This is a genomic window from Sphingomonas agri (assembly GCF_038148795.1).
In the GTDB taxonomy this organism is placed as follows: domain Bacteria; phylum Pseudomonadota; class Alphaproteobacteria; order Sphingomonadales; family Sphingomonadaceae; genus Sphingomicrobium; species Sphingomicrobium agri.
Window position 1 is genome coordinate 313,590 of sequence record NZ_JBAPEU010000001.1, and the last position, 25,644, is coordinate 339,233.

The 25,644-nt window shown below is 63.1% G+C and carries 30 protein-coding genes; 21 read left to right on the top strand and 9 right to left on the bottom strand.

What is annotated here, in order from left to right; translation table 11 throughout:
- Positions 1-58: 58 nt before the first annotated feature.
- The 3 genes from V8192_RS01585 (at position 59) to mddA (ending at position 1,574) form a co-directional block, all read left to right on the top strand.
- On the top strand, positions 59-418 hold the full coding sequence (locus V8192_RS01585) for a HesB/IscA family protein (protein ID WP_341631308.1): 360 nt from the start codon (positions 59-61) through the stop codon (positions 416-418).
- 85 nt (positions 419-503) lie between these two features.
- On the top strand, positions 504-794 hold the full coding sequence (locus tag V8192_RS01590; protein WP_341631309.1) for a hypothetical protein: 291 nt from the start codon (positions 504-506) through the stop codon (positions 792-794).
- 39 nt (positions 795-833) lie between these two features.
- Positions 834-1,574, top strand: coding sequence for a methanethiol S-methyltransferase (gene mddA / locus V8192_RS01595; protein WP_341631310.1), 741 nt, complete (start codon positions 834-836; stop codon positions 1,572-1,574).
- A gap of 14 nt (positions 1,575-1,588) precedes the next feature.
- Here mddA and V8192_RS01600 read toward each other — a convergent pair whose 3' ends face one another.
- Entirely contained in the window at positions 1,589-3,886 is a 2,298-nt protein-coding gene (locus V8192_RS01600) for a S8 family peptidase (protein ID WP_341631311.1), read from the bottom strand.
- A 109-nt stretch (positions 3,887-3,995) separates the two neighbouring features.
- On the opposite strand from V8192_RS01600, the gene V8192_RS01605 reads away from it, so the two are divergent.
- From V8192_RS01605 to V8192_RS01615, 3 genes are all read left to right on the top strand, one after another.
- Positions 3,996-4,667 carry a pyrimidine 5'-nucleotidase gene (locus V8192_RS01605; RefSeq protein WP_341631312.1) on the top strand — a complete coding sequence of 224 codons (672 nt, stop codon included), beginning with the start codon at positions 3,996-3,998 and terminating at the stop codon, positions 4,665-4,667.
- Positions 4,664-5,485 carry a 2,3,4,5-tetrahydropyridine-2,6-dicarboxylate N-succinyltransferase gene (gene dapD, locus V8192_RS01610; RefSeq protein ID WP_341631313.1) on the top strand — a complete coding sequence of 274 codons (822 nt, stop codon included), beginning with the start codon at positions 4,664-4,666 and terminating at the stop codon, positions 5,483-5,485. Before V8192_RS01605 ends, dapD begins: the two co-directional genes overlap by 4 nt.
- Before the next feature lie 74 nt (positions 5,486-5,559).
- The gene (locus V8192_RS01615; RefSeq protein WP_341631314.1) at positions 5,560-6,570 is read left to right on the top strand and encodes a DMT family transporter; all 1,011 of its coding nucleotides are present in this window, start codon (positions 5,560-5,562) and stop codon (positions 6,568-6,570) included.
- On the opposite strand, the gene V8192_RS01620 is transcribed toward V8192_RS01615, so the two are convergent.
- A complete protein-coding gene (locus V8192_RS01620; RefSeq protein ID WP_341631315.1) occupies positions 6,527-7,096 on the bottom strand; it encodes a TlpA family protein disulfide reductase in 570 nt (189 codons plus the stop codon). The two genes, V8192_RS01615 and V8192_RS01620, sit on opposite strands and share 44 nt — an antisense overlap.
- Positions 7,097-7,169: 73 nt before the next feature.
- Here V8192_RS01620 and V8192_RS01625 point away from each other — a divergent pair, with 73 nt between their 5' ends.
- Positions 7,170-7,490: a hypothetical protein gene (locus V8192_RS01625; protein WP_341631316.1), complete on the top strand. Its 321-nt coding sequence runs from the start codon at positions 7,170-7,172 to the stop codon at positions 7,488-7,490.
- Entirely contained in the window at positions 7,491-8,363 is an 873-nt protein-coding gene (gene galU / locus V8192_RS01630) for a UTP--glucose-1-phosphate uridylyltransferase GalU (RefSeq protein WP_341631317.1), read from the top strand. It abuts the gene before it with no gap.
- 19 nt (positions 8,364-8,382) lie between these two features.
- On the opposite strand, the gene V8192_RS01635 is transcribed toward galU, so the two are convergent.
- A complete protein-coding gene (locus V8192_RS01635) occupies positions 8,383-8,901 on the bottom strand; it encodes a response regulator (protein ID WP_341631318.1) in 519 nt (172 codons plus the stop codon).
- A 105-nt stretch (positions 8,902-9,006) separates the two neighbouring features.
- Entirely contained in the window at positions 9,007-9,573 is a 567-nt protein-coding gene (locus V8192_RS01640; protein ID WP_341631319.1) for an HNH endonuclease, read from the bottom strand.
- Positions 9,574-9,763: 190 nt separating this feature from the next.
- Between V8192_RS01640 and gluQRS the strand changes: the two genes are divergently transcribed.
- The 9 genes from gluQRS to V8192_RS01685 all read left to right on the top strand — a co-directional run bounded on the left by gluQRS (position 9,764) and on the right by V8192_RS01685 (position 16,122).
- A complete protein-coding gene (gluQRS, locus tag V8192_RS01645; RefSeq protein ID WP_341631320.1) occupies positions 9,764-10,612 on the top strand; it encodes a tRNA glutamyl-Q(34) synthetase GluQRS in 849 nt (282 codons plus the stop codon).
- Between the two features lie 10 nt (positions 10,613-10,622).
- Entirely contained in the window at positions 10,623-10,829 is a 207-nt protein-coding gene (locus V8192_RS01650) for an HIG1 domain-containing protein (RefSeq protein WP_341631321.1), read from the top strand.
- Between the two features lie 3 nt (positions 10,830-10,832).
- Positions 10,833-11,396 carry a cob(I)yrinic acid a,c-diamide adenosyltransferase gene (locus tag V8192_RS01655; protein ID WP_341631322.1) on the top strand — a complete coding sequence of 188 codons (564 nt, stop codon included), beginning with the start codon at positions 10,833-10,835 and terminating at the stop codon, positions 11,394-11,396.
- Between the two features lie 69 nt (positions 11,397-11,465).
- Positions 11,466-12,695, top strand: coding sequence for an ergothioneine biosynthesis protein EgtB (egtB, locus tag V8192_RS01660; protein WP_341632282.1), 1,230 nt, complete (start codon positions 11,466-11,468; stop codon positions 12,693-12,695).
- Positions 12,679-13,638, top strand: coding sequence for an L-histidine N(alpha)-methyltransferase (gene egtD, locus V8192_RS01665; RefSeq protein WP_341631323.1), 960 nt, complete (start codon positions 12,679-12,681; stop codon positions 13,636-13,638). Before egtB ends, egtD begins: the two co-directional genes overlap by 17 nt.
- A gap of 24 nt (positions 13,639-13,662) precedes the next feature.
- A complete protein-coding gene (locus V8192_RS01670) occupies positions 13,663-13,962 on the top strand; it encodes a YggT family protein (RefSeq protein WP_341631324.1) in 300 nt (99 codons plus the stop codon).
- A complete protein-coding gene (gene folD / locus V8192_RS01675) occupies positions 13,959-14,846 on the top strand; it encodes a bifunctional methylenetetrahydrofolate dehydrogenase/methenyltetrahydrofolate cyclohydrolase FolD (RefSeq protein WP_341631325.1) in 888 nt (295 codons plus the stop codon). Before V8192_RS01670 ends, folD begins: the two co-directional genes overlap by 4 nt.
- A complete protein-coding gene (locus V8192_RS01680) occupies positions 14,843-15,493 on the top strand; it encodes a hypothetical protein (RefSeq protein ID WP_341631326.1) in 651 nt (216 codons plus the stop codon). The genes folD and V8192_RS01680 overlap by 4 nt, the downstream gene beginning before the upstream one ends.
- Complete coding sequence (locus tag V8192_RS01685; protein WP_341631327.1) at positions 15,490-16,122, top strand: MarC family protein; 633 nt, start codon at positions 15,490-15,492, stop codon at positions 16,120-16,122. The genes V8192_RS01680 and V8192_RS01685 overlap by 4 nt, the downstream gene beginning before the upstream one ends.
- A gap of 7 nt (positions 16,123-16,129) precedes the next feature.
- On the opposite strand, the gene V8192_RS01690 is transcribed toward V8192_RS01685, so the two are convergent.
- Positions 16,130-17,929: an AcrB/AcrD/AcrF family protein gene (locus tag V8192_RS01690; protein ID WP_341631328.1), complete on the bottom strand. Its 1,800-nt coding sequence runs from the start codon at positions 17,927-17,929 to the stop codon at positions 16,130-16,132.
- A gap of 91 nt (positions 17,930-18,020) precedes the next feature.
- Between V8192_RS01690 and V8192_RS01695 the strand changes: the two genes are divergently transcribed.
- Together V8192_RS01695 and V8192_RS01700 are read left to right on the top strand one after the other, a co-directional pair.
- Entirely contained in the window at positions 18,021-18,380 is a 360-nt protein-coding gene (locus tag V8192_RS01695) for a GtrA family protein (protein ID WP_341631329.1), read from the top strand.
- A complete protein-coding gene (locus tag V8192_RS01700) occupies positions 18,380-19,108 on the top strand; it encodes a class I SAM-dependent methyltransferase (protein WP_341631330.1) in 729 nt (242 codons plus the stop codon). Before V8192_RS01695 ends, V8192_RS01700 begins: the two co-directional genes overlap by 1 nt.
- On the opposite strand, the gene V8192_RS01705 is transcribed toward V8192_RS01700, so the two are convergent.
- On the bottom strand, positions 19,042-20,055 hold the full coding sequence (locus V8192_RS01705; protein ID WP_341631331.1) for a glycosyltransferase family 2 protein: 1,014 nt from the start codon (positions 20,053-20,055) through the stop codon (positions 19,042-19,044). The two genes, V8192_RS01700 and V8192_RS01705, sit on opposite strands and share 67 nt — an antisense overlap.
- Positions 20,052-21,602 (bottom strand): hypothetical protein, encoded by a 1,551-nt coding sequence (locus V8192_RS01710; RefSeq protein ID WP_341631332.1) that lies wholly within the window; start codon positions 21,600-21,602, stop codon positions 20,052-20,054. The genes V8192_RS01705 and V8192_RS01710 overlap by 4 nt, the downstream gene beginning before the upstream one ends.
- 288 nt (positions 21,603-21,890) lie before the next feature.
- Here V8192_RS01710 and V8192_RS01715 point away from each other — a divergent pair, with 288 nt between their 5' ends.
- Together V8192_RS01715 and V8192_RS01720 are read left to right on the top strand one after the other, a co-directional pair.
- Entirely contained in the window at positions 21,891-23,153 is a 1,263-nt protein-coding gene (locus tag V8192_RS01715; RefSeq protein WP_341631333.1) for a glycosyltransferase family 2 protein, read from the top strand.
- Complete coding sequence (locus V8192_RS01720; RefSeq protein ID WP_341631334.1) at positions 23,150-23,551, top strand: GtrA family protein; 402 nt, start codon at positions 23,150-23,152, stop codon at positions 23,549-23,551. The genes V8192_RS01715 and V8192_RS01720 overlap by 4 nt, the downstream gene beginning before the upstream one ends.
- On the opposite strand, the gene V8192_RS01725 is transcribed toward V8192_RS01720, so the two are convergent.
- Positions 23,548-24,438 carry a class I SAM-dependent methyltransferase gene (locus tag V8192_RS01725; RefSeq protein ID WP_341631335.1) on the bottom strand — a complete coding sequence of 297 codons (891 nt, stop codon included), beginning with the start codon at positions 24,436-24,438 and terminating at the stop codon, positions 23,548-23,550. The two genes, V8192_RS01720 and V8192_RS01725, sit on opposite strands and share 4 nt — an antisense overlap.
- Complete coding sequence (locus tag V8192_RS01730) at positions 24,435-25,640, bottom strand: glycosyltransferase family 4 protein (RefSeq protein WP_341631336.1); 1,206 nt, start codon at positions 25,638-25,640, stop codon at positions 24,435-24,437. Before V8192_RS01730 ends, V8192_RS01725 begins: the two co-directional genes overlap by 4 nt.
- Positions 25,641-25,644 lie beyond the last annotated feature (4 nt).

Sequence of the window (25,644 nt, forward strand, 5' to 3'; positions counted from 1 at the left end):
TGGTCTTGGATTTTCTGCGGCGAAACGCCACATCTCCAATCGTGGTTGGAGCGCTTCGTTGAACAAGGAAACCAGACTGCGCGCCCGGCCTTCGGCGATCACGCTGACGCCGGACGCCGAGGCTCGCATCGCGGAGCTGATGAGCCGGGCGCCCGAAGGCGCCGTCGGGGTGAAGCTGTCGACGCCGCGGCGGGGTTGCTCCGGCCTTGCTTACTCGGTCGACTACATCATGCAGGAACAGCCCTTCGACGAGAAGATCGAAACGCCCGGCGGAACATTCTTCGTCGACGGAGCGAGCGTTCTTTATCTCGTCGGCTCGACGATGGACTGGCGCGAGGACGATTTTGCCGCCGGCTTTGTGTTCGACAATCCCAATGCGAAAGGCGCCTGCGGCTGTGGAGAGAGCTTCACCGTTTGACCCTCCTCAGGTGCTGCGTCCGGGCGAGAATGCTTCACCCCTTGGAGCGACAGTGCTAAACTGACCGGCGAACGGGAGGTAAGCGATGCGAGTCACTTCCGCCTTCGCCTTTCTGGTCCTGACCTTGTCGACACCCGCTTTCGCCGCCTCGACCGGCGCTATTCCGCCCGCGGCGCTCCAGGGCGGACCCAGGGACTGTCCGCACACGTCTTCATACCTTGCGGACAAGAGCAGCATTTATCGCGGCGCGCCGCTCGCTCCGAAAAAGCTGAACCAATTGCCGCCCGGCACCACTTACATGGCGGTCTATCGGCGCATCGATGGATGCGAAGTGCCGCTCACCATGGTCGAGTACAGGAATCCGCGTCGGCGCTAGTTTCATCAAAGCCTGACGCGTCGAAGGGGGAACATCGACATGTCACGTTCACTCACGATGCTGTTCGCGATCGTCTGCTACGCGATCTTCTTTGCGACTTTTCTCTATCTCATCGTCTTTGTAGGCGACCTGGCGCTCGGCGTGCGCACGGTCGATGTCGGCCCCGAAGCGTCCCCGATGGCTGCAGGGGTGATCGATATCGCGCTGATCACGTTATTCGGACTCCAGCACAGCGTCATGGCGCGACCGGCTTTCAAGGCCAGGTGGACCCGCATTGTCCCTCCGCCCGCCGAGCGCAGCGTCTACGTGCTTGCCGCGAGCATCGCGCTAATGATCCTCTTCATTGCCTGGCACCCGATCCCGCAGATCGTCTGGAACGTCAGCAACTCCGCTCTGAAGGCCATCATCTGGGTCATCTTCTGGATTGGCTGGGCGACGGTTCTCATCAGCACGTTCCTGATCAATCATTTCGAACTCTTCGGGCTGCAACAGGCCTGGTTCAACATGCGCGGCCGCGAGGCGGAGAAGCCTGAATTGAGGCAGCCGATGTTCTATCGCTGGATCGCTCATCCGCTTTACGCAGGTTTTTTCCTCGCCTTCTGGGCGGCGCCGGAAATGACGCTTGGTCACCTGCTGCTCGCACTTGGCGTTTCGATCTACATGCTGATCGCCATCCGTTACGAGGAGCGGGATCTTACCGACCTCTTCGGCGAGGACTACCGAAGGTATCGCGCCGGGGTCGGCGGCCTCGTCCCGCGTTTTCGCCGGCGAAGCGCCTAGCTCCGAGCTTCTCGTTAGAAGCTCAGGCTGAACCGGACCGCGGCACCCCGGTCATCGGGCATGCTCGCAATATGTCCGGGCTGGCGCCGGTAGAAGAGATTGCCACCGACCCACCCGTTGCCGTGCAAGAGGTTCGTTCCGTAGCTGAGCTCGGCATCGAGCTCGCGCCCGCTTGGAGTGAAGGACAGACGGCTGAGCGAGTCGGTCGCGGCGAGCCTCGCATAATCGTAGGAAGTGGGCAGCATCAACGCCAGGCCGCCATGCTCGACGCGCAGGGGCTGAGCAACGCGCAGCCCGATTGAATCCGCACCCGAGAGGATAGCGGTCTTGGCGAGATCGAGCGCGTAAGCGTCGGTTTCGAACCGGCCCCCGTTGAAGTGGGTCCAACCGCGGCGTGCCGTGAGAGTGGTCGACCACCCGCCGCCGAAATCGTGGCGGGCCTCGGCATCGAGGAACAGGGTCGAGGCGCCCCCGCCGCCGAGCACTGGCGACATGCGTCCTCCAAGAAGCGACCGCCTTTCGTCGAGCCGGCTTGCTGCGATCGATAGCCAGCTGCGTCCGAGCGCGCGGTCTGCAGCAAGGCTCACAAATCTATACGGAGATCCTGTCGCGCTGGTCCGGACCTCTTGCCAGACGCTTCCGCTCTCGCCCGAGATGGTGATCGCCGCCTTCCCGAACCGGTGACGCACGGCAATGCTGCCGCCTCGCCTCGCCGAGAAGCCGGGATTTCCAATGATATCACTGGCAATCAGGAACGAACCGGCACCTGCACCGGTCAGACGGCGCTCCATCGCCTTTGCTCCATCGGCAAAACCGAAGGCGACGGCGGTCTGGTCACCGAGCCTTGCAAGTGCCGAGCCTGCGACCAGCCGCGATTTGCGCAAGTCTTCGGGGCCGATGCCCATCGGATTGAGCGTGTAGAGACCGTGGCGCTCGCTGACGCTCATGGCGATACTGAACGGTCCGGCCTGGGCGCTCGAGACACGAACGTCGTTCTGAAGCGACCGCGACAAGGGATGATCGGCGTCTGCGCGGCGAAGGCTCGCGGCAAGGTTCAGCACGTAGGCGCGGTCGTAGCCGTCGACGATGATTGCACCCAGCGACTTGGCGGTCGCAGCATCGCCTGCAGATGGCGGCAGGTCGCCGCTCGCTCCTGCAACCGGGATCTTGCTGCCCGCAAGGCTCGTGGTGCCGATCGGCTGGAACGCCCGTTGGATGTTGAGCCGTCCATTGCCGTAGGTGGAATCGACACCCGTGGACCCGAGGTCGTCGGCGGTCTGGAACAGGATCGAGACAATCTGCTTGCCGGTAAGATTGGGGAAGGCCTGAGCCATCAACGCGACGGCACCGCTGATCGCCGGTGCCGAGAAGCTCGTTCCCGACCAGTAGAACTGCCCGCCGGTATTGTCCGGCGCCCGGTCCATGTAGCCAAGGGCGGTCAGATAGTAAGGGGCGCCGGACCCGGCCCGATTGGAGAAATCCGAGATGGTGCTGATGTCGGTGCCGCCGGCCGAAGAAGCAACTCCGACCGAGCCCGCAATGATCACCGATCCGGGGAAGTTCTGCGCCGGTATCAGTGCGAAGGGGTCGGAATTTGCGCCCTTCACAGGGTCCGTTCCCTCATTGCCCGCCGAGATCACCAGCACGATGCCGGCGTTGACCGCGCGCTGCATCGCGGAGAGCAAATTGCTGCTGGGAGACGAGCCGCCGAGTGATAGATTGATGACCTTGGCCCCGGCGACCCGGGCAGCGTCGATCCCGGCCGCGATCGCCGGGTCGTAGAACTGGCACCCGTTCGACTGCGAACAGCTGCCGGGACTGTCGGCGCGTTCGCTGATGATGGTCGCGTCGAAGGCGACACCCATGGTGTTCGAGCCATTGCGGGCCGCGGCTGCCACTGCAGTGACCGCCGTGCCGTGACCGTCATCGTCGCCGACGCCGCGGCTTCCAGCGACGTCGCCGCTCGCCGCGTCGATCCGGCCGGTGAATTCGTCGAGGAGCGGATTAACGCCGCTGTCGACCACGCCGATCTTGATGCCGTGACCCGTCGCACCCGCATTGTATGCGGCAATGGCGTTGGACACGACCGAATATTGGGAGTTCTGATATTCGGCGGTATTGTAATTCGTGCCCGAAGGCGTCGGTGTCGGGGTTGGTGTCGGAGTTGGTGTCGGAGTTGGTGTCGGAGTTGGTGTCGGCGTCGCCGGTGCCGACGGAATGGGAGAAACCCCGCTACCGCCGCCGCAGGCGCTCAGTCCGAACGCCACAACGAGCATGCAGGTGCTTGCCCTCATGAGGCGGTTTTTCACCATTTGATCTCCGCTCAAGCCGTTGAAAAATCACGGCTTCCCCAGATACAATATGGTTTAGAAGAGGTTTCAATTTGCTTAAGGGGCCGAAACGGCTAGGCCGCGCCCTCTCATGGACCCGCGTTTCGAACATATCCGCGACTGGATCTTCGATCTCGACAACTGTCTTTATCCCGCCTCGACGGGACTATTCTCTCTCATCGACGAACGGATGGGCGCTTACATTCAGCGGCTCCTCGGCTGCGGACCCGAAGAAGCAAAACGCGTCCAGAAAGCGCATTTCCACGAGCACGGGACGACACTCGCCGGCCTCATGAAGGAGCACGCCGTCGACCCGCACGATTTCCTTGCAGACGTGCACGACATTCCGCTCGATCTGGTGAAGGCCGATGAGCGCCTCGTCGCCCTTCTGCCGCAGCTGCCGGGGCGGCGTTTCGTCTTCACCAACGGCGATGCGCCTTATGCCCGGAGAGTACTCGAAGCGATCGGCGTCCACGAACAGTTCGAGCACCTGCACGATATTCATGCAAGCGAGCTTCGTCCCAAGCCCGACCCTCACGGCTATGCTCTCCTGTGCAGCGGCTTCGATATCGATCCTCACCGCGCGTTGCTGGCCGACGACATGGTCCAGAACCTTGCACCGGCGAAGGCTCTTGGAATGACCACTGTCTGGATCGACAACGGCTCCGAGCGGGGCAATCACAGCTACGATCCCGCCTTCATCGATGTCCGGGTCAGCGACATCGGCGAGTGGCTCGAGTCCATTCTTCAGGAGACAGCATGAACGAGCTCGAGCCGCTGATTGAGCAGCTGTGGGAAGCCCGCGACAAGCTCGGCCCAGAGGCCGACACCGAGGTTCGGCGGCTGGTGGGCTGGGCCGTTGGCATGCTCGATACGGGCCACGCCCGTATTGCCCAGAAGGTCGACGGCGAATGGAGAGTCAACCAGTGGCTCAAGAAAGCCGTCCTTCTCTCGTTCCGCGTCAATCCCATGGAAGCGGTTTCCGGTGGACCCGGCGGCGCCCACTGGTGGGACAAGGTCACCTCGAAGTTCGCGGGCTGGGGTGAGAAGGAGTTCAGGGAGGCCGGGTTCCGTGCCGTACCCGGCGCTATCGTTCGGCACGGCGCCTATGTTGCGCCGGGCGCGGTACTGATGCCGAGCTTCGTGAACATCGGCGCCTTTGTCGGCGAGAACACGATGGTCGACACCTGGGCCACGGTCGGAAGCTGCGCACAGATCGGCAGGAACGTTCATATCTCGGGCGGTGCAGGCATCGGCGGAGTCCTCGAACCGCTCCAGGCAGGACCGGTAATCATCGAGGACGATTGCTTCATCGGTGCCCGCTCCGAGGTTGCCGAGGGGGTCGTCGTCGAGCAAGGCTCGGTCCTGTCGATGGGCGTGTTCCTTGGCGCCTCGACGAAGATCGTCGATCGCGCAACGGGCGAGATCCGCTACGGCCGAGTGCCGCCATATTCGGTCGTCGTTCCCGGTAGCCTTCCCGGCAAGGACGGCGGACCTGCGCTTGCCTGCGCAGTGATCGTCAAGCGCGTGGACGAGCGTACGCGTTCGAAGACGAGCATCAACGAACTCCTGCGGGACTAGATAAGGCCAACTTATCGGGGCAGGGTGGCCATTTGTTGGCTGGGAGAGCCGCTAATCCATAAATGCTTTCGGCCATGAAGCCGATCGATCCCCATGCATTCGACCGCAAGCTCGCGGAAGCGGCCCCCGCCCCAACTGCGCATGATCCGCACATGATTCGTTCGCAGATGAACCGCGGCGACTGGCTGATCCTGGGACTGCTGGCCATCATATGGGGCGGCGCCTTCTTCTTCATCGGGGTCGCGGTCCGACATGTGCCGCCCCTCACTTACGTCTGCCTACGACTGACGATCGCTGCTGCGGCCATGTGGATCTATGTACGGGCCCGCGGCGAGAGCATCGCCCTGCCGCGCCCGGTGTGGGGTTCGATCGTGCTTCTCGCGATACTCAACAATGCGCTTCCCTTCGCGCTGTTCGGCTGGAGCCAGACCCACATCGCGAGCGGACTTGCATCCATTCTCAATGCGACGACCCCCATCTGGGGAGTGGTTGTCGCGCACTTCCTTACGCACGACGAGCGGATGAACCCGCGCAAGATCGGTGGCGTTCTGCTCGGCTTCGCCGGCGTCGCGACGATGATCGGTCCTTCGCTTCTGTCGAACCTCGGAGGCGCTGCACTTGCCGAAATCGCCTGCGTCGGAGCATCGCTGAGCTATGCCCTTGCTGCCGTCTGGGCCCGTCGCTTCCGACGCCAGGGCATTTCTCCGCTCAGCGTCACGACCGGCCAGCTCACCGCCGGCGCAGCAATCATGCTGCCACTCTCCCTTCTCGTCGACCGGCCCTGGACCCATGCCATGCCGCCGATCGGTGCGATCGGCGCAATCACTGCCCTCGCCCTGTTCTGCACCGCGTTCGGCTACGTGCTCTATTTCCGGCTGATCGCGACTTCAGGCGCAACGAACGCCCTTCTTGTGACGTTGCTCGTGCCGCCGGTTGCTATCGTATTGGGCAGCCTGTTCCTCAATGAGACCCTCGCGCCGCAGGACTTCATGGGGCTTGGCCTGATTGCGCTCGGCCTCGCTGCAATCGACGGGCGGCTGCTCAGCTTCCTGTTGTCGGGCCGCCGGCTTCGGCAAGCAGCTTAGCAGCTTGCGGGCTCGTCCAGTCGAGATCGCCGACGTAGCGCCACACTTCCCTGCCGCCGGCATCAATCAGGATCGAGGTCGGGAGCACCGTATCGGGTCCAAGAGCCCCCGAGAGGGCCATCTTTTCATCCTGGTAGGGCTCGAGCGTCGAGATTTGGTGTGCCCGGAGGAAGGCAACGACCGACGCGTGCGGACCGCTGTCCTGGCTCACTGCAAGCACCTGGATTCGGCCACTTCGTGCCAACTGGTCGAGCGTCGGCAATTCCTTGACGCATGGCGCGCACCAGCTGGCCCACAGGTTCACGAGGACGGGCTTGCCTTTGAAATCAGAGATCTGCGCGGGCTTGCCGGCCGCATCGGTGAAGGTGGCCGCAGGCGAAGCCTTGCCCTTATTGTCACGATGGACACCCTTGATGCCGGCCTCGCCGGCGCCGGCAGCGCTTTCGTTTGAAGCAGGCACCTGCTGGGCTTTCTGTCCGCAGGCTGTGAGAAGCAGAACGGCGACGAGGATGGCGGAATATCGCATCAGTCGCCCGATAGGGTCCACGCGTTGCCGCGGCAAGCTGGCGGAAGCGCCTTGGACCGGCTACGCGAAGGTCATGAAGCGGCTCGGAAGACTCGCCTGCATTCTCTTGCTCGCAGGCTGCGGGCGGGAGGCCGGCCTCCGGCCTGCGGCCGGCCGTTCCTTGCCGGTGAAGCCGCTGATGGCGCGCGAAACGCCGACGGCCGAACAGTTGCTCACGCCCCCTGTCTATGCCCGGCCAGAGCGCGTGGACGAACTCGTCAAGCGGTCGCGCCCGCGGCCGCAGGACCCCTTCGACCTGCCGCCGCCGACCGGCGGGTCCGCGCCCTCGCAGCCCGCGGGCACCGATCCCGGTGCCGTCACGAACAACACGACCGTTTCCAATCCAGGAGAGTGAATGTCCGATCGCGTTCGCAAGGCGGTGTTTCCCGTCGCCGGCCTCGGCACCCGCCTGCTTCCCGCCACCAAGAGCATTCCCAAGGAGATGATCACCGTCGTTGATCGGCCCCTGATCCAATATGCCGTCGACGAGGCGCGCGAGGCAGGGATCGAGCAGCTTATTTTCGTAACCGGACGCGGGAAGTCCTCGCTCGTCGATTATTTCGATCAGGCCTATGAGCTGGAGGCCACGCTCAAGGCGAAGAACAAGAGCCTCGAGGTCCTCGAACCCTCGAACGCCTGCTTTGGCGAGGTGGTGACGGTTCGTCAGCAGCAGCCTCTGGGACTGGGCCACGCGGTCTGGTGCGCACGCCATATCGTCGGCAACGAGCCGTTTGCGGTCCTCCTTCCTGACGAGCTCATGAGCGGCACGCCCAACTGCCTCGCGCAGATGGTGAGCGCCTATGAGAAGGTCGGCGGCAACGTCGTCGCGGCGCTCGAAGTGCCCGAAAGCGAGACGCACAAATATGGCGTAATCGAACCCGGTGCGAGCGATGGGCGACTGACGGACGTCCGCGGGATGGTCGAAAAGCCCGCCGCGGGCACGGCTCCGTCCAACTTGATGATCCCAGGGCGTTACATCCTCCAGCCCGAGGTTATGCGCGAGCTGGACGCTCAGGAGACGGGTGCCGGAGGTGAAATCCAGCTCACGGATGCCATGGCTCGACTGATCGGCAAGCAGCCCTTCCACGCTTATCGCTTCGAGGGCGAACGTTATGATTGCGGCAGCGCCTCGGGGTTCGTGATTGCAAATCTTGCGATGGCGCTCGAACGCAAGGATGTGGCTCCTGCGGTGGATGCGTTCATGGCTTCGAGGCGGTCAAGGGCGTGAGCGTGGGTCGGCGCAGAGCTTAGCGCGGCTTCGAGCGTTCTGCGCTCAGCTGATCGCGCAGTTCCCCAATCTGTATTGCCCGTTCGACGACGCGGGCATCGAGCGCCGCATTGTCATCTTTCAATCGCCGGATCGATCGCGCCCGCTCGATCCGCCGGTCTATGCGGGCGAAGAGCACATCGAAGTGGAAGGGCTTCAGGATTACGTCGTCAGCGCCTGCCTCATAGGCCCGCACGGCACCCTTGGGCTGCGACTTGCCGGTAATAAGCATGACTGGGATGTCGTTCCACTGCACCTCCCCGCGTATCGCCCGGGCGAGCTCGGAGCCGCTGATCCTTGGCATGTTGAGTTCGGCAAGGACGAGATCGATCGGAAGTCGGTAAAGCTCGGCAATCGCCGCTGGCCCGCTGTCGGCCGTCGTCACCCGGTACCCGTGTTCGGCGAGACGCCGCGCGAGCACGCCAAGGTTCGTGCGATTGGGCTCGACAACGAGAATCCGGGGGCGCTCGTCGGCAGCGGCGGGATAGCGGTTGTCCATCGCCTTCGCGATATGCGGAAAATGGTTAATGCGATGATAAGGTTCGGGGCATGTGGCGGCTCGAACCGCCCGAAAATCGTCGCGGCGAGGATGCGGTCCGACTCCTTACGGTTCCAGCTCGACATCCCAGTAGAGATAGTCACGCCAGCTCTCGTGCAGGTAGTTGGGCGGAAATGCCCGTCCGTGCTCCTGCAGCTGCCAGGTCGTTGGGCGAATGGGCTCGCGGTGAGGGTGCATGTGAGCTTCGGCCGGCGTTCGACCGCCCTTGCGCAAATTACATGGAGCGCAGGCGGTCGCGACATTCTCCCAGGTCGTGCGACCGCCCTGGGCGCGCGGAATCACATGGTCGAAGGTGAGCTCGCGCGCCGTACCGCAATAAACGCAACGGAATTTGTCCCGCAGGAACAAGTTGAACCGGGTGAACGCTGGATATTCGTTGGGACGCACATAATCCCGAAGAGCGATGACGCTCGGGAGCTTCAGCGCCATGCTGGGAGAATGCACCTCGCGGTCATAGTGGGCGACGACGTCCACGCGCTCGAGGAACATCGCCTTGATCGCCGTCTGCCAGGGCCAGAGCGACAGAGGGTAATAAGAGAGCGGCGTATAATCGGCGTTGAGAACCAGCGCCGGGCAGCTTTCAGGATGGCGGATCAACTCAGGATGGTACATGCGTCAGCCAACACAGCCTTTCGTTCGGTTCGAACCGAACTGCAGCTCCCCGGCCCCGTCGCACTCAAGGAGGAGAGGGCATAGTCGGCCCATCTTCCCTTGTCGACCGCCGGATGCCAAGCCGGCGTGACAGCCCTATGACACCATTTTCAATGACTCAGCGTCAAGAGTCCTTTCGGCAACACAGATCATGATTGTGACGCGCTTTGCGCCCTCGCCGTCTGGACGGCTGCACCTCGGGCACGCGTTCAGCGCGGCGATCGGGCACAGGCGTGCGCGGGAAAGCGGCGGGCAGTTCTGCCTGAGGATCGAAGATCTCGATCAAAGTCGGTGCCGCCCCGAATTCGTCGAGGGTATCTTCGAGGACCTGCGCTGGCTCGACTTTCGCTGGAAAGATCCCGTGCTCGTCCAGTCGAAGCGCACCGCTGCCTATGGTGCCGCACTCGGCGAGCTTCGCTCGCGCGGTCTTGCTTTTGCGTGCTTCTGTACCCGGGCCGACATCGCCCAGTCGCTGACTGCACCTCACGGAGATGCTGCTGCCTCGTATCCGGGTACTTGCCGCGCGCTTCCCGACGACGCCGGACGGCGGGCGACGACGCCGCACTGCTGGCGGCTCGATTCGAGAAAAGCGCTCGAACTCGCGGGACCGCCCTCGTGGACCGAAGCCGACGGACGAAAGTTCACCGCCGCGGCCCGCGATATCGGCGATGCAATCCTTGCTCGCAAGGACGCGCCCGCTTCCTACCATCTCTCCTGCATCCTCGATGATGCGGCAAGCGGCGTGACCATGGTCGTGCGCGGCGCTGACCTTAGATCCTCGACGCCGATCCAGCGCCTGCTGCAGCAGCTGCTCGGGCTTCCCGAACCTGCCTATCTTCATCACCCGCTCGTCACCCACCAAGACGGGCGGCGCCTTGCCAAGCGCGACCTTGCACCAACGCTCGCTGCAATGCGGTCGGCAGGAGTTGATGGCCCGTCGCTCGCTGCAGACCTCGCTACGGGCAAGCTTCCCCTTGGTTTCGCTTTTCGCGACGAGTAGAGCGCGCATCATGACTGCGATCCTGATGGTTCTTCTGCTCCTCGTCATGGCGGGCGTCGTCTATGTTCTCGTGCGCGGCGTGATTGCCATGGCATCGGGCAAGGACGTGACCGGCGAGCAGTCTCAGCTGTGGATGCGCCGGAGGGTGCTGTTCCAGGCGGTCGCGATCGTCATCGTGGTCCTAATCCTCGTCGTCGCCGGATCGGCGAACCGCTAGAACTTGGTCAAGCTCAACAAGATCTACACGCGCACCGGCGATGCCGGCAGCGCCGGCCTTGTCGACGGCAGCCGCGTCAGCAAATCGAGCCTTCGGATGACTGCGATCGGCGAGATCGACGAAGCCAATGCCGCTGTCGGAATGGCGATCGCTGCAGTCGGCACGGGCGAGGTCGCCGACAGACTCCTGCGAGTCCAGAACGACCTATTCGATCTCGGCGCCGACGCCGCTACGCCCGGCATGGTCGAGGGAGCACTGCGTATCACCGCTGCTCAGGTCGAGCGCCTCGAACGCGAGATCGAGGGGATGAACGAGGGGCTCGCACCGCTCACGAGCTTCATCCTCCCGAGTGGATCTACCGGCGTTTCCGCGCTCCATCTTGCGCGCGCCGTCGTGCGGCGCGCGGAACGGGCCGCCGTCTCCCTTACCGAGAGCGAGCCGCTTAATCCGCAGCTCCTCGCTTATCTCAACCGATTGTCGGACCACCTGTTTGTTTCGGCGCGCTATGTCGCTGCGCGGGAAGGCGGCGATGTTCTCTGGAAGCCGGGCGGAACGCGCGGTGAATAGCTCAAAAACGGAACATTTCGCGAACTTGTGACTGTACGGCGCGGCCGTTTCGTGGCAGTGGGCGAGCGCATGGCCAGGGAGGATTCGCCCAGAGCCCCGGAGGCGATCGGCGAACGGCTGTTCGCCACCCGCAAGCTGACGCTCGAGCTCGCGGCGCGGCTTTCCGACGCCGACGCGACGATCCAGCCATTTCCCGACGCATCGCCGGCCAAATGGCATCTCGCGCACACGACCTGGTTTTTCGAGACGTTCGTGCTGAGGGATCATGTGCCGGGCTATCGCCTCTTCGACGAACGCTGGGCCTTCCTCTTCAACAGCTACTATGAAGCGGAAGGGCCGCGTCACGCCAGGCCGCGTCGGGGAATGCTGAGCCGCCCCTCGCTCGACGAGGTCCGGGCCTATCGTGCCCACGTCGACGAGGCACTCGAAGGTGCGCTTGCATCGCTCGCTGCCACCAATCTCGTAGAACTGGGCATCAATCACGAACAGCAGCACCAGGAGCTGTTTCTTACCGACATCCTCGCAACGTTCGCCGAAAACCCGCTCGAGCCTCACTACGGCGAGCTTGCGCCGCCGGTGTGCTTTGCAGCCGAGCCGCTGAGCTTCCTCGCGGGTCGGGAGGGAATCGTCGAGATCGGCGCGACTGACGAAGGGTTCGCGTTCGACAGTGAGCGGCCCCGCCACCGCGTTTTTCTCGAGAGGCACGCGGTCGCGAACCGCCGAGTGACGAACAGGGAATGGCGCGAATTCATGGATGATGGAGGCTATGCGACACCCGCCCTGTGGCTGTCGGACGGTTGGGCCTGGGTCCAGGAGCAGGCGGTGTCTGGCCCGCTCTATTGGGGCACCGATGGAAGCGAGTTCACGCTTGCCGGTCGACGAGAGATCGACTGGACGGCGCCCGTCGCGCACGTCAGCTATTATGAAGCCGACGCATTCGCCCGTTGGGCCGGCGCGCGCCTTCCAAGCGAGGCCGAGTGGGAAGATTTCGCCGGTTCCGCCGATCCGCATATTGGCAACCAGCTCGACAAGCCTGGAGCCGTTGCCCCCTCTCCGGGTGGTGGTATTTTCGGTGACGTGTGGGAGTGGTCCACCAGCGCTTTCGCATCCTATCCCGGCTTCGCTCCGGCCAAAGGTGCAGTCGGGGAGTACAACGGCAAGTTCATGTCAGGACAGCAAGTACTGAAAGGCGCGAGCTGCGCGACGCCCCGCGGACACAGCCGCGCTTCGTATCGCAACTTTTTCCCACCAGCCGCCCGCTGGCAGTTCACTGGAGTGCGCCTTGCTCAAGACGCTTGATCCCCAGACCCTGGCTTTCAGAGACGACGTGCTCGCCGGTCTTGGAGCGCCCGTTCCCGCAGTTCCCGCACGGTGGCTCTACGATCGTCGCGGCTCCGAGCTTTTCGACGAGATCACGCGACTTCCCTCTTATTACCCGACGCGGACCGAGACGGCGATTTTCAATAAGTCCATGCCCGACATCGCTGCCCGAGTACCCAAGGGCGCAGTCGTGGTCGAATTCGGCGCCGGGTCCCAGACAAAGACGCCCCTGCTCCTGGAAGCGATTGCCCCTGCGGCCTATGTCCCCGTCGACATCTCCGGCGATTATCTTGAGCATAGCGCGGCCGAGCTTCAGCAACGATTTCCCAAAATCGAGGTGATCCCCGTAGTTGCCGACTTCGCGCGCCCGTTCTCGCTGCCGGGGGGCATCGAACACCTTCCAAAGCTCGGATTTTTTCCGGGCTCGACCATCGGAAACTTCGTTCCATGGAGCGCGACCGGTCTCCTGCGCCAGTTCCGCAGCCTGCTCGGATGCGGTTCACAGCTGCTGATCGGCATGGACCGGGTAAAGTCCGTCCAGCGACTTATCGCGGCCTATGATGATCCTGAAGGTGTGACCTCCAGCTTCACCCTCAATCTTCTCACCCGCATCAATCGCGAACTCGACGGCGACATTCCGCTCGATGCATTCCGGCACGAGGCACGGTGGAACGACATCCTCTCGAGGATCGAGATCCACCTCGTCGCACTGCGTGACGTGGAGTTTAGCATCTCGGGCAAAAGCTTCAGATTCGCTGAGGGCTCGTCAATGCACGTCGAGAACAGCCACAAATATGGCCAGCGCGGCGCGCGGGTTCTGCTTCTTGCCGGCGGCTGGACCCCGATTGCCGAATGGTCGGACCCTGCCGGCGATTTTGCCGAAATCCTCGGCGTTGCCGAGCCGGAGAGGTTTGCGCCCTAACAGCGGCGCGGCTAAGCGAACGCCATGCTCATCGCCATCGTCCAGATTGCCGACCTGCTGCTCAGCATCCTCACCTGGATAATCATCATCCAGGTGGCCCTGAGCTGGCTGTTCGTTCTCAACGTGTTGAACACCAGTTCTCAGGGAGTCCGCACCCTCGCGGTCGCAATCGACCGCCTGACGGCGCCTCTTTATCGACCGATCCGGCGGATCCTGCCGGACTTCGGTGGCATCGACTTCTCTCCCCTCGTGATCCTGATCCTAATTCAGGTAATCAAGAAGCTGCTCGGCGGCGTCGTGATGCAATATTACGGCGTCGGATGACCGCACGCCTGATCGACGGAAAGGCCGCGGCGCTCGCCTTGCGGCAACGCATCGCCGCCCAAGTCGTGTCGTTTCGCGAGGCCGTGGGCCGCGCGCCCGGGCTGGCCGTGGTGCTCGTCGGCGATCACCCACCCTCGGCGGCCTATGTGCGCTCAAAGGTCAAGGCGACGCGCGAAGCCGGGATGGAGAGCTTTGAACACCATCTTCCGACCGAGACGAGCCAGGCCGATCTGACCGAGGTCATCGATCGTCTGAATGCCGATCCCGCGGTCGACGGCATCCTCGTCCAGCTTCCACTTCCGCCGCAGATCGACGAGCGCGTGATCATCACCCGCATCTCGCCGGACAAGGATGTGGACGGCTTCCACCCGGTCAACGCGGGGCGTCTTGCGATCGGGCTTCATGGCTTTGTGCCCTGCACCCCGCTCGGCTGTCTCATCCTGCTCCAGCAGGAGCTCGGAGACCTAAGCGGCCTTGACGCGATCGTCGTTGGCCGATCCAACATTGTCGGCAAGCCCATGGCGCTGCTTCTTCTCCAGGCGAACTGCACGGTTACGATTGCGCATTCACGAACGCGCGATCTGCCGGCAGCGGTAAGGCGTGCCGATATCGTCGTCGCTGCAGTCGGAAGACCCGAAATGGTCCGGGGCGACTGGATCAAGCCCGGCGCAAGCGTCATCGACGTCGGCCAGGAACGCGTGAAACAGCCCGACGGGACGCTCAAATTGCTTGGCGATGTCGCTTTCGCCGAAGCGATCAAGGTTGCAGGAGCAATCACTCCGGTGCCCGGCGGCGTCGGTCCGATGACCATCGCCTGCCTCATTCGTAACACCTTCGTGTCCGCGGCGCGGCGCGAGAATATTCCATTCGAGAAGTCACTATGATCCTCGTCTTTCTCCTTATGGCGGCCCCGGTCGCAGCAGGGCCATCGACAGCGGTCGGGGCCGAGCTGGCATTCGCGCGCGACGCGAAGCGGGTCGGCCAGTGGACGGCGTTTCGCAAATGGGCAGACCGGGACGCCGTAATGTTCACCCCGCAAGCCGTCTGGGCACGCACCTTCCTGAGGCCGCTCAAGGATCCGCCGAACGCGATCAGCTGGCGTCCGGCACACAGCTATGTGTCCTGCGACGGTCGAACGGCCGTGAATACGGGACCCTGGTTCAAGCAGGACGGGACGCAGGGCGGCTATTTCACGACGGTTTGGCAGCGAACGACGAGCGGGTGGCGCTGGGCCTATGACGGCGGCGGCCCTGCGATGGGGCCGGTGCCCAGCGGGAAGGCGCGGGTTCACCCCGCGAGCTGCGCCGGCAAGGCTCCCGGTCCCCCGGTGATGCCGCCACCGCCGCTCTCCCCCGGCAAGTCGCTGACGACGCCGGTGGACAACGGGCGCGGGCAGTCGGCCGACCGGACGCTCGGCTGGGACTGGAAGGTCGAGAAGGACGGCGCGAGGCATTTCCGGGTCTATCAGTGGAACGGAGTCCGCTACCTGGAGGCACTTGCCAACGACGTTCCGGCACCAAGAAACAGATGATCGAACTGTTCGGGTCAGCCCTCGTCACCTTCCTGGTGATTATCGACCCGCCGGGCTGTGCGCCCATCTTCGCCAGCCTTACTCGCGGAACTCCGCCGGCACATCGTCGGGTGATGGCGATCCGGTCGTCGCTGATTGCCTGGGCGATCCTGATGTTCTTCGCGCTGCTCGGTCGACCCTTACTTGCGGCGCTCGGGATCAGCCTCGCGAGCTTCCGCATCGCGGGCGGCATCCTGCTCTTCTACATCGCCGTCGATATGGTGCTGGAACGCCGGACCCAGCGACGCGAGGAGCGCGCCCATTCCATCGAAGGGACGCCGCAGGCCGAGGACATCAGCGTCTTCCCGATGGCCATGCCGATGATTACCGGACCCGGGTCGATCGCCAGCGCGATGCTGTGGGTATCGCGGGCCGAAGACCCGCTCCACATTGCCGTCGTCCTTGCCGCCATCACCGTCGTCATCCTCATCACCATGGCGACGCTGCTCGCTGCCGGCCCGCTCATGAGGCTCATCGGTGACAAGGTCGAAGCGGCGATAACGCGCATCCTGGGCGTGATCCTCGCCGCTCTTGCCGCCCAGTTCATCATCGATGGCTTGAAGCAGAGCTTCCCCCACGCGCTCTCCTAGGCGAGGCTCAGCCGACCACCTTCCACATCCTGTAGGGCGAGTCCTTGGGAAGCTGGACCGGTGTGAGCCAGCCAGGCACCGCGCCCCGCTCCAGTTGCACGTAGAAGCCCTTGGGGGTTTCCGCGGCGAAGATGGTGGTCGTGGAGCTGTTCGGACAACTGAGCACGTAGTTCGCGCGATATTTGGCGGCGAGCCGATGCGCCTGGTCGGCTGAGCCGCGCCAGAAATTCATCACGTCGGCAATCTGCTGTCCGTTGCGGTGATAGGGACCCGCGATCGAATCATGATGAGTGACCGTTATCAGTCGCGGCCCAAGATCGACAAAGGTGAAGACGGTGCCCCTGGGCTGGAGCGCGACGGGGTGAAGTCCCCAAAGCGATCCGCAAAGGCGGTTGGCCTTGCCGATCTGGGCGTCGCGCGCCGTCGGCCTTGGTTCTGGAATGAAGTCCAGCACGAACGGGACCAGGGCTCCCGCACCAACAAGAAAGACGAGGACTGCACCGCCGACCCGCGCGATCGAACTGCGGCTGTTCCAGAATAAGGGGAGCAGCATCCAGACGATCGCCGCGGCGCCGACGACCGCCATCATCTGCGCAGCCGGACCCGTGCGCGTCTGCCACAGCAGGAGGGCCGAAGCAGCAAAGCCCGGGAGCGCCGCGCCAAGGACACGCCGAAATGCCTCGCGGTCGCCGCGTTTCGACCAGATCAGCAGTATCCAGCCGATGGCGCCGGTGATTGGCAGGGCGACAATCAAGGTCGCGATCCGCCAGCCATGCATCCAGAAGGGCCGGGCTTCCTTCACATGACTGAGCCACAGGCGCTCGACTTCGGGAGACACTCCCTCCAGCCGCTGGAGGCAGTGCGGCCACATGAAGGCGTGGAAGGAAGCGATGATGATCGCGGCGGCGAATGCCAATGCCAGCCTTCTCTTCCAGTCCGCCGGAGAGAGCCAGGCCAGGGCAAACATCAGTGCGCTCCCGATCAGCGCATCTGACAGCCAGACCGGCGAGAGGGCGTCGCAGACCGCATACCAATTGTCGTTGGAGGCAAAGACGAGGAACGCGAGTGCAGTGCCGCCACCCAGGGACACGGCATAGGCGCGAAGCCGGTCACGCTCGCCGACATCCTCCACCCAGAACAGGACCATCGCGCCGCCCGCGAGTGCCAGATAGATGATCATCTCGAGGCCGATCGCGAGCGACAACGCGCTCGAAATGCCGAGGATCAGTCCGCCGCGAACGCGGTCCCGATCAGCAATTGCCGCGATGCTGAGAGCGAGCAATGCAAGCTGCCAGCCATGGTGGTCGATCCGTTCGGGCTCAAACATGCCGTTGGTCGAACCGGCGAAGAACAATCCCAGAAAAACGAGCGGATAAGCGATTGGCCCGAGCAGGCGCCGCGCTGTCAGCGCCGTCGAGAACAGCAGAAGGAGATAAGGAAGCAGTGGGGCAATCGCGACTGCCCAGCGCTCGGCGGCAGCCCCACCCACAAACGGTCGCAATCCGAGGATGAGGCCCGCAATCGGAAGGTCGACGAGCCGCGACCAGTGGATGTTTGCCCCGACTGGCGGATTGAGCCGATACTGCCGAAGATCGTACCAGCCCTGTCCATGCAGCAGCGCGCGGACCTGCATGATCCGCATATTGTCGTCAGTATCGCCAAGCCCGAACCAGCGAATGTTGCTCCAGCTGGAATATATCCACCATGCGCAAAATCCGAGCCATGCAAGGACGACGATGGTTTTCCAGCGACGCTCGACGAAGTCGAGCGCACGGCGTTCCCATTCCTCCTCCTTGCTTTGAGCCATTTTTCGGGCTGTAGCCAATCAACCTTAAACGGCAAGCAGCCGGGACATGGCTTCCAGATTAAACTTTCCCCAAGAGACTTTCAGACAATTGGTGCGCTTTACGATCGTCGGCTTGTCGCTGGCGATCGTTTACTCGGGCATCTACTGGTACCTCGCGACCTACGTGATGGCGCCGGTCCTTGCCGTGGTGATTGCCTTCCTGGTCTCCGTCAGCATCGGCTTCGTCCTTCACAGCCGCTGGAGCTTTCGCGGGCACGGCGCGCGCGAGGATCACCGGCTCAAAGTGAAGTTCCTCCTTGTTCAGAGCTCGGGCTTCCTGCTCAATGAGGCGTTCACATGGGCGCTCACGGGACCGCTGGTCCACGGTCCTACATGGTGGCCGCTCATTCCCGCCATCTTCGTGACGCCGCTTGCGACCTTCGTGCTCAATCGCCAGCTGGTTTTCCGCTGATGGAACGCGCTGTGTACCAGCAGATGGCGGAGCTCGATGATCGGCATTGGTGGTATCGCGCCCGCCGCCAGATCATTGCCGATCTGATCCGCCGCGAGGTGCTGCCTCCCGCGGATGCGAAGATTCTCGAGATCGGCTGCGGCACCGGCCACAATCTGACGATGCTTGGCGGCTTCGGCCATGTCGAAGGTCTCGAGCTCGACGACGAAGCGCGGGCACTCTCCGAGAAGCGCCTCGGGCGCAAGGTCATGAGCTCACCGCTTCCCGAGCTCGGTGAAGTTCCTGACCGTCACTATGACCTCATCGGCGCCTTCGATGTGATCGAGCATATCGAGGACGATGCAGCAGCGCTGGCGTCCATTGCTGCCAAGCTCAAGCCTGGCGGCAAGTTCGTGATGACCGTGCCGGCACATCAATGGATGTGGTCGGCGCACGACGTCGTCAATCATCACAAGCGTCGCTATTCCCGGCGCCTGTTGAAGGAGCTGGTCAACCGTTCGCCATTGAGGCTCGAGCGGATCGGCTATTTCAACAGCTTTCTGTTCCCGCTCGCCGTTGCCGAACGGGCAGCTTCCAGGCTCCGCCGCAAGGACAGCGCCGACGTGAAGCTGCCGCCCCGACCGCTCAACGCCGCTCTCGAGAGAGTCTTTGCGGCGGAACGCTATTTGGTGGGGCGCCTGCCCTTGCCGCCGGGCTTGTCGCTGTTCGCGGTGGCATCGGCGAGATAGCCCAGTTTCGCGTTTCCGCGTTCGCCCCCGGCGACCTCCTGAACGATGTAGAGTGGCCGGCGCTTTGCTTCATTGTAGAGGCGCCCGATATATTCGCCCATCAAGGCGAGCACGAACATCTGGATCGCGCCAAGAACCACGACCACGAGCATCAGCGACGTCCATCCCTGGATACTTCGTCCGGCGATCCAGGCGTAAGCGATATAGAGGATGAGGAGGACGGAGCCGAACGAGAGCCACAGGCCAGCGTGGCTCGCGAGCTTCAATGGCGCAGACGAAAAGCCGGTCAGCGCGTCAAACGCGAAACGCAGCATTTTCCTCAGTGGATATTTGGTCTCGCCTGCGAACCGCTCCTGGCGGTCGTAGGAGAAGGGCACTTGCCGGAAGCCGATCCACGCCACCATTCCCCGAATGAAGCGTGCCTGTTCAGGCATCGCGAGCAGCGCATCGAGCGCGCGCCTGCTCATCAGTCGGAAATCGCCGGCGTCGAGCGGAATATCGACCTCCGTCGCTCTCGAAAGCAGCCGGTAGAAGCCGTGTGCGGTCACACGCTTGAATGCCGTTTCACCCGCCCGGCTTCTGCGCACGCCGTAAACAACGTCCGCATCCTCGTCGCGCATGCACTTCAGCATCGCGGTGAGGAGTTCAGGCGGATCCTGCAGATCGGCATCAATGACGAGGATCGTATCGCCCCTGCAAAGATCAAGGCCCGCCGTGAGCGCAAGCTGGTGCCCGTGATTGCGCGACAGATTGACGGCGACGAGCCGGGGATCATTGCGCGCCATTTCCCGCATCATGGCCCAGCTTGAATCGCGCGATCCGTCATTGACGAGCATGAGCTCGTAATCATCGCCAACTGCGTCTCGCGCAGCAGCCCCGAGGCGCCGATGAAGCTCCGGCAGGCAGGCTTCCTCGTTGAAGCACGGAACGACGATCGAAAGCTTCATGGGTGCGTTTTGTAGAGGATGCTCCCGGGCCCGCGCCAGACCGGCTTCATGTCGGCCACGGTTTGGGGGCTGTAGGGAGGCACGTCGATCAGCCAGACGTAGTCAAAATCGCCTCGCGGCAGGTTTGCGAGCGAATTGTCGATCATCCGATGGAGGGGATCGACACAGTGGTTCGGCCGCACGAGCTGCGAGGGATCGGCCGCGTAATAGCCCGCGGCGCGATATTTGAGGTCGAGGAGGTTCACGCCCTCCAGAAGCCACTGGTCATTCGCGAAGCCGTTGCGGCGAACGATCACCATCGCTCCCAAATGTCCGTTGCGCAGCAGCGGCCAATATTCCTCGCACGTCATTCCCACGAGGCTGATGACCCGCGTTCCTTCAGGCATGTGATCAATCGCCTCGAGCTTGGCGCTCTGGTCTCTCGCGGCGAGGCCGAGGCTCAGAGTGTTCGCCGCAGTGCGCGTCGCGAAGAACAGCAGGCCAAGGACTGCGAGGACCTGCGCGGTGGTTCGGTCAGGAGCGCCGCGGAAACGAATTGCAAGCAGTGCAACCGCCATCAGATAGGGAACCAGCCGCATATCGGCATAAGCCGACCCGAAGATGATCCGCGGAAGGATCGCGAAGGAAATCGCAAGCACGATCGCGGAGAACGCGAGGTTGCGCGACAAGGTGAGCTTGCGGCTGACGAGTGCGTACACAAAGGCCAATGCGGCAGCGATCAGCGAACCGATATCGAACCACTTCCAGCGGTCGCGAAGGGCCGAATAGATCCAGCGCCACTTCACCCGCCAGTTGAACCAGTCGATCGTCTGACCGCCGTGCGTTTCGCTGCGCCAGATGAGCATCACCAGGATCGGAAGAGTCATTACCAAGGTGTGCAGTGCCGCCTCGATCCCGGCCCGCCACCAGGAACGCCCACGGTCATGAAGCCGCACTGCATCTGCAGAAAAGCACATGAGGCCAAGGAGGCCCCAACCATAGGTGTGGCAGAAGAACACGATCAGCGAGATCGGAACGAACAGCCAACCTCGCAGCTTGGTTCGCTCGAGGCGCCCGAGCCGCAGCCATAATCCGAAGGCGAGGAAAGCGAATGCCACGGAAAGAGTAAAATTCACGAAGCCGAAGAGAAACGGATATCCATAGATGAACGGCAGCGCGAAAAATGCGGTCGGAGGTACTCGCCCGTGCACCTCGCGCGCGACCCAGAGCATCCCCGCAGCGGTCATTGGGGGTATGAGCAGCACGATGAGCTTCACCGCTAGTTCAAGCCCGAGCAGCCTGCCCAGCGGGATGATCAGGAGATCGACGCCGAGATTGCCGATCGCAGCCCAGTGATAGTCATAATATTGCTGGAGGAACGGCGAACGATTGAGATCGAGTTCGACCCGATAGCGTCCCATGTGACCGAAAAGGTCGACGAGTGGCGGGATCGGCGGATAGAGCAGCGGCACCGTCGTTGCGAGCACGACGAGTGCAAGGAACCACGGCGTTTCCCACCAGGGTCGCGCTTCAGCTGCCTGCACCGCCGAAGCGGTTTCAACCCCCATCGTCACACGCCTGTGATGCCTTGCCCGCGCGCCTCCTAGCGGTGTTCGCCCAATTGTCCATGAGGCGAAGCGCGGGATTACATGCTGTTAACGCGCCCGTGCTCATTTGGAAATGCAGCGGGCCGAACTCGTTTGGTCGCGCGGCCCGCATGTTCATCGACCGCGCAATCGACGGGAGCGACCCGCCAAATGGCCCGCAGTCAGGCGGCCGTTCAAATTCCTTCCAAACATAATTAACGGTTCCTTAGACGCTCGCTCCTAACCCTGTGGCAAAGCATGGGGGAATGAATGCGGCACGAGCCTGCCACTCAATTTGAGGACGCGGCCGCACGGCCGGCTGACATCGATGTCACCATCGTGATGCCTTGCCTCAACGAAGTGCAGTGCCTGCCCCACTGCATTGCGAACGCCCGGGACGCGCTGCGACGCATTGCCGACGAATACGGACTGCGCGGCGAGATCGTGGTCGCCGACAACGGCTCGACCGACGGCAGCCAGCAGTTGGCGACGCGCCTTGGCGCGCGGGTTATTCCGGTCGCTGATCGCGGGTACGGGGCAGCATTGATCGGTGGCAGCAAGGCCGCTCACGGGCAATATTTGCTGATGGGCGATGCCGACGGGAGCTACGACTTCACCGACGGCGTGGAGATGATCGCCAAGCTCCACGAGGGCGCAGACCTTTGCATGGGTTCGCGGTTCAAGGGAAACATTTCGCCAGGAGCGATGCCGTGGAAAAACCGGTACATCGGGAACCCGGTCCTCACCGGCATTCTCAACCTTTTTTTCCGTCCGGGCATCAGCGACGCCCATTCGGGCCTGAGGGCCATACGCAAGCACGCTTTCATGGAGCTCGACCTTAGCGGAGCCGGAATGGAATTCGCGAGCGAGATGGTGATCAAGGCAGCGCTAAAGCGCCTTCGCATCTCGGAAATCCCGGTCAAGCTCCTCCCTGACCTGCGCGACCGTGCGCCGCACCTGCGCCCATGGAGGGATGGCTGGAGGCATTTGCGCTACCTGTTCATGCTCTCCCCGACCTGGCTATTCGGCGTACCTGGCGCCGTGGGCATGACGGCCGCAAGCGCGATATTCATCGTCGCGCTACTTCATCTGCTCGGCGCGGCGTCGGGGTCCGGACCTTTTGGTGCAAGCTGGACTATTGCCGCCGGATTCTTGTTCACCGTCAGCCATCTGGCACTTCTTATGGCCCTCACCACCCACCTACATGGCGTGCGATGCGGATATCGGCGGCTGAGGCCGTTACTTCGACGATCGGAAAAGCTCCTGACGCTCGAGCGGCTTCTGATTACCGGCTGCTCACTGATTGCAGCCTCGATCGCCGGCTTTGTCGCAATCGCGATTTACTGGACCCAATCTAGCTTCGCCGCGCTCCCGAATACGCTGCCGCTGACGCTCTGCGCGGTGGCGGGAGCAAGTGGAGCGCAGACCATCTTCGGCGCCTTCCTCTTGGCAATCATTGCTGGCCACGAAGCGCAATTCGTTCCTGTCGACGATGCGGACCGCACCATCGGCACATTCGCTGCCGCCGCATGATGCCGGGATTGCTGATCAGGGGCCCGCGTTACCTCGCCGTCAGCGTCGTCTGCGTGGTCGTGAACAACGCCCTTCTCATCGGACTCGACCGCCTCGGCGTCTACTACGGCTTGAACGTCCTGATCAGCGCCGCGGTGATGATCCCGTTCAGTTTCGCGCTCCAGGTCCGCGTCACCTTCGCCTGCGAGCCGACCTTGCGCGCGTTTGTTCGCTATGCAGCCATCCTCCTGGTCAATTTGCCGGCCGCCTTCTTTCTGCTCGCACTAATCCACGACTGGGGACGGGTTTCGATGCCTTACGCCGCTCCGGTTGTGACGATGATCATGTTCCTGTGGAACTTCGTTGGCAGCCACTGGGCATTGCTGGCGCCCAGGTCGTCGTCAGGCCAGCCCGGCTAGTTCCTGCGAGCCACGACCCTGATCGCCGAAGGGCGACCGCAGAGTTTCTCTCCGAGCCACTGAATCGGATGAAGCAGGATGCCTGCCAGAAGGAACACGAGACTGTTCCTGGCTCGCAGCGCGTTCGCGAGAGTCCGACCCATCGTCGGCACGCAAACGTCGATCGTGCGGACGAGTTCGAGGCCGCTGCGCCGAACGAGGCCTTCAAGGCTCGTCTTGCTGAAATGCGTGCGGTGGAACGGCAAATACCAGGCATCCCAGGACTTGCCGATCAGCGCTGCCCAGACGCAGTCTATGTTCGGTACCTCGATGACAATGACGCCCCCCGGGCGCGCCATTCGCGCGATGCGGTCGAGGAGGCCGGAAGCATCGTCGTCATGCTCGAGGACATGCATCGCAAGGACGAGGTCGAATGTCTCTTTTAGCTCGCCAAGCCGGTCCATCGGAACGTACCGGCCGTCGGCAAGATCGAACGGCGGATCCGCGTGGAAATCGCTGCCGGTGACCGCCCCGACCCCGAGAACTTCATCCAGGCATCGCGTGAAGAGTCCGCTTCCGCAGCCGAAATCGAGTACCCGCGCGGGGTGAATGCCGGCGTCTTTCAGAAGCGCGCGCGCCTGCCGACGGAACGCGACCGTTTTGATCCTGTGGGCAAGGCCGGAGGTCCGCGGCTGAAAATCCTGACTCTCCCTTCCCTCGTAAAGGAACGCGACGTCGGCAAGCGGCGGAGTGGTGATGCCAATGCCGCAGTGAAGGCAACGCACCACCTCGACGTTGCCGACGTTACCGCTCTTGTCCTCGAACGAGCCAAGGCTCTCGTATTCGCAGCGACCTTGCGGGCCTACGGGACACACTTGCCGTAAAGATCCGGCCGCGACGACGTTCATGCTGCACCCGAATCCTTCAAAGCGAGAGGACGCGCCCTGGCGCTCGGACGCGCGAGCTTAGCTGCCGAGCTATAGTCGGCGACAACGCGCTCGAGCGAATGAGACAGGGACAGTCTTTTCTCGTTCTCACGATACCATTGCCGCGTTGCTGCTCGCAGCACGTCTCCCCCCGCAATGCATGAGTTGATGGCATCCGCCAGCAAAGCCGGTTCGGGAGCGGTCACAGTGAAGCCGTTGCGGCCATCGTCGACCAATTCCGTCGCCGCATTGTCCTCGCCGGCAACCACGACGACCGGGATGCCGCGTGCCGAGGCCTCCACCACGATCATCCCATAGCCCTCCCGTGCCGACGGCTGAACGATTGCCGTGGCAGAGGACATAGCATCGTCAATCTCTTCCGCGCTGACAAATCCGGGAAGCCGAATTCGATCTGCAAGGCCAAGCGCGTCCACCCGGTTCCTGACAGTGCGGAAGTCAGGGCCGTCGCCGTAGAGGCTCGCACGAACCTCCGGGTCCCGTCTCATGACCAGCGCGAGCGCATCGACCAGCAAGGTCAGCCGCTTCTCCGATATGAATCGCCCGGCGTAGACGATAGTCGGCGGGGGGGCCGCCGAGGCGCGCGGCTCATGCTTGCCGCCGGCATATTCGCCGGTCAGGAGCGTGACGTCGCCGGATACACCCATGTCTCTCACACGTTTCCGGTGCAGCTCGCTGAAGGCATACGCGAGCTGCGGAACGCGGGCACAGAGCAGTTGCACTGTCCAACCGACGAACCCTGCAGCTCCAAGATATTCGCGCCAGTAATTGCGGCTCCAGACTTCGTGCCAATCCACCGCAATCCGGAACCGTGCAAATGGCCGCACGAGCCCCGCGGCCAACACCGAGAAATAGGGAAAGGATGCCGTGTGCACCCAATCATAGGCGTTCCGGTGGCGCACCAGATGCCAGAAAACGCCGAGGCCGAAGCGCAGCGGCGGCAGGATCCGGCGCTTGCCGTCCTCGTACAGCGGCATGGACGGACCAACCGCGATCACGTTCAGGCCGGCGAGGGGCTGCAAGTCGTCATTTCCCCACTGCCGGAGGGTCAGGTACGTCACCTCGTGCCCTGCTGCAGCGAGCTGCTCCGCGAGATTGCGATACCAGCGTTCGGCGCCGCCGATTGTCCACGGAAACAGGCAATCGTAGATGATGCAGATCCGCATAGGC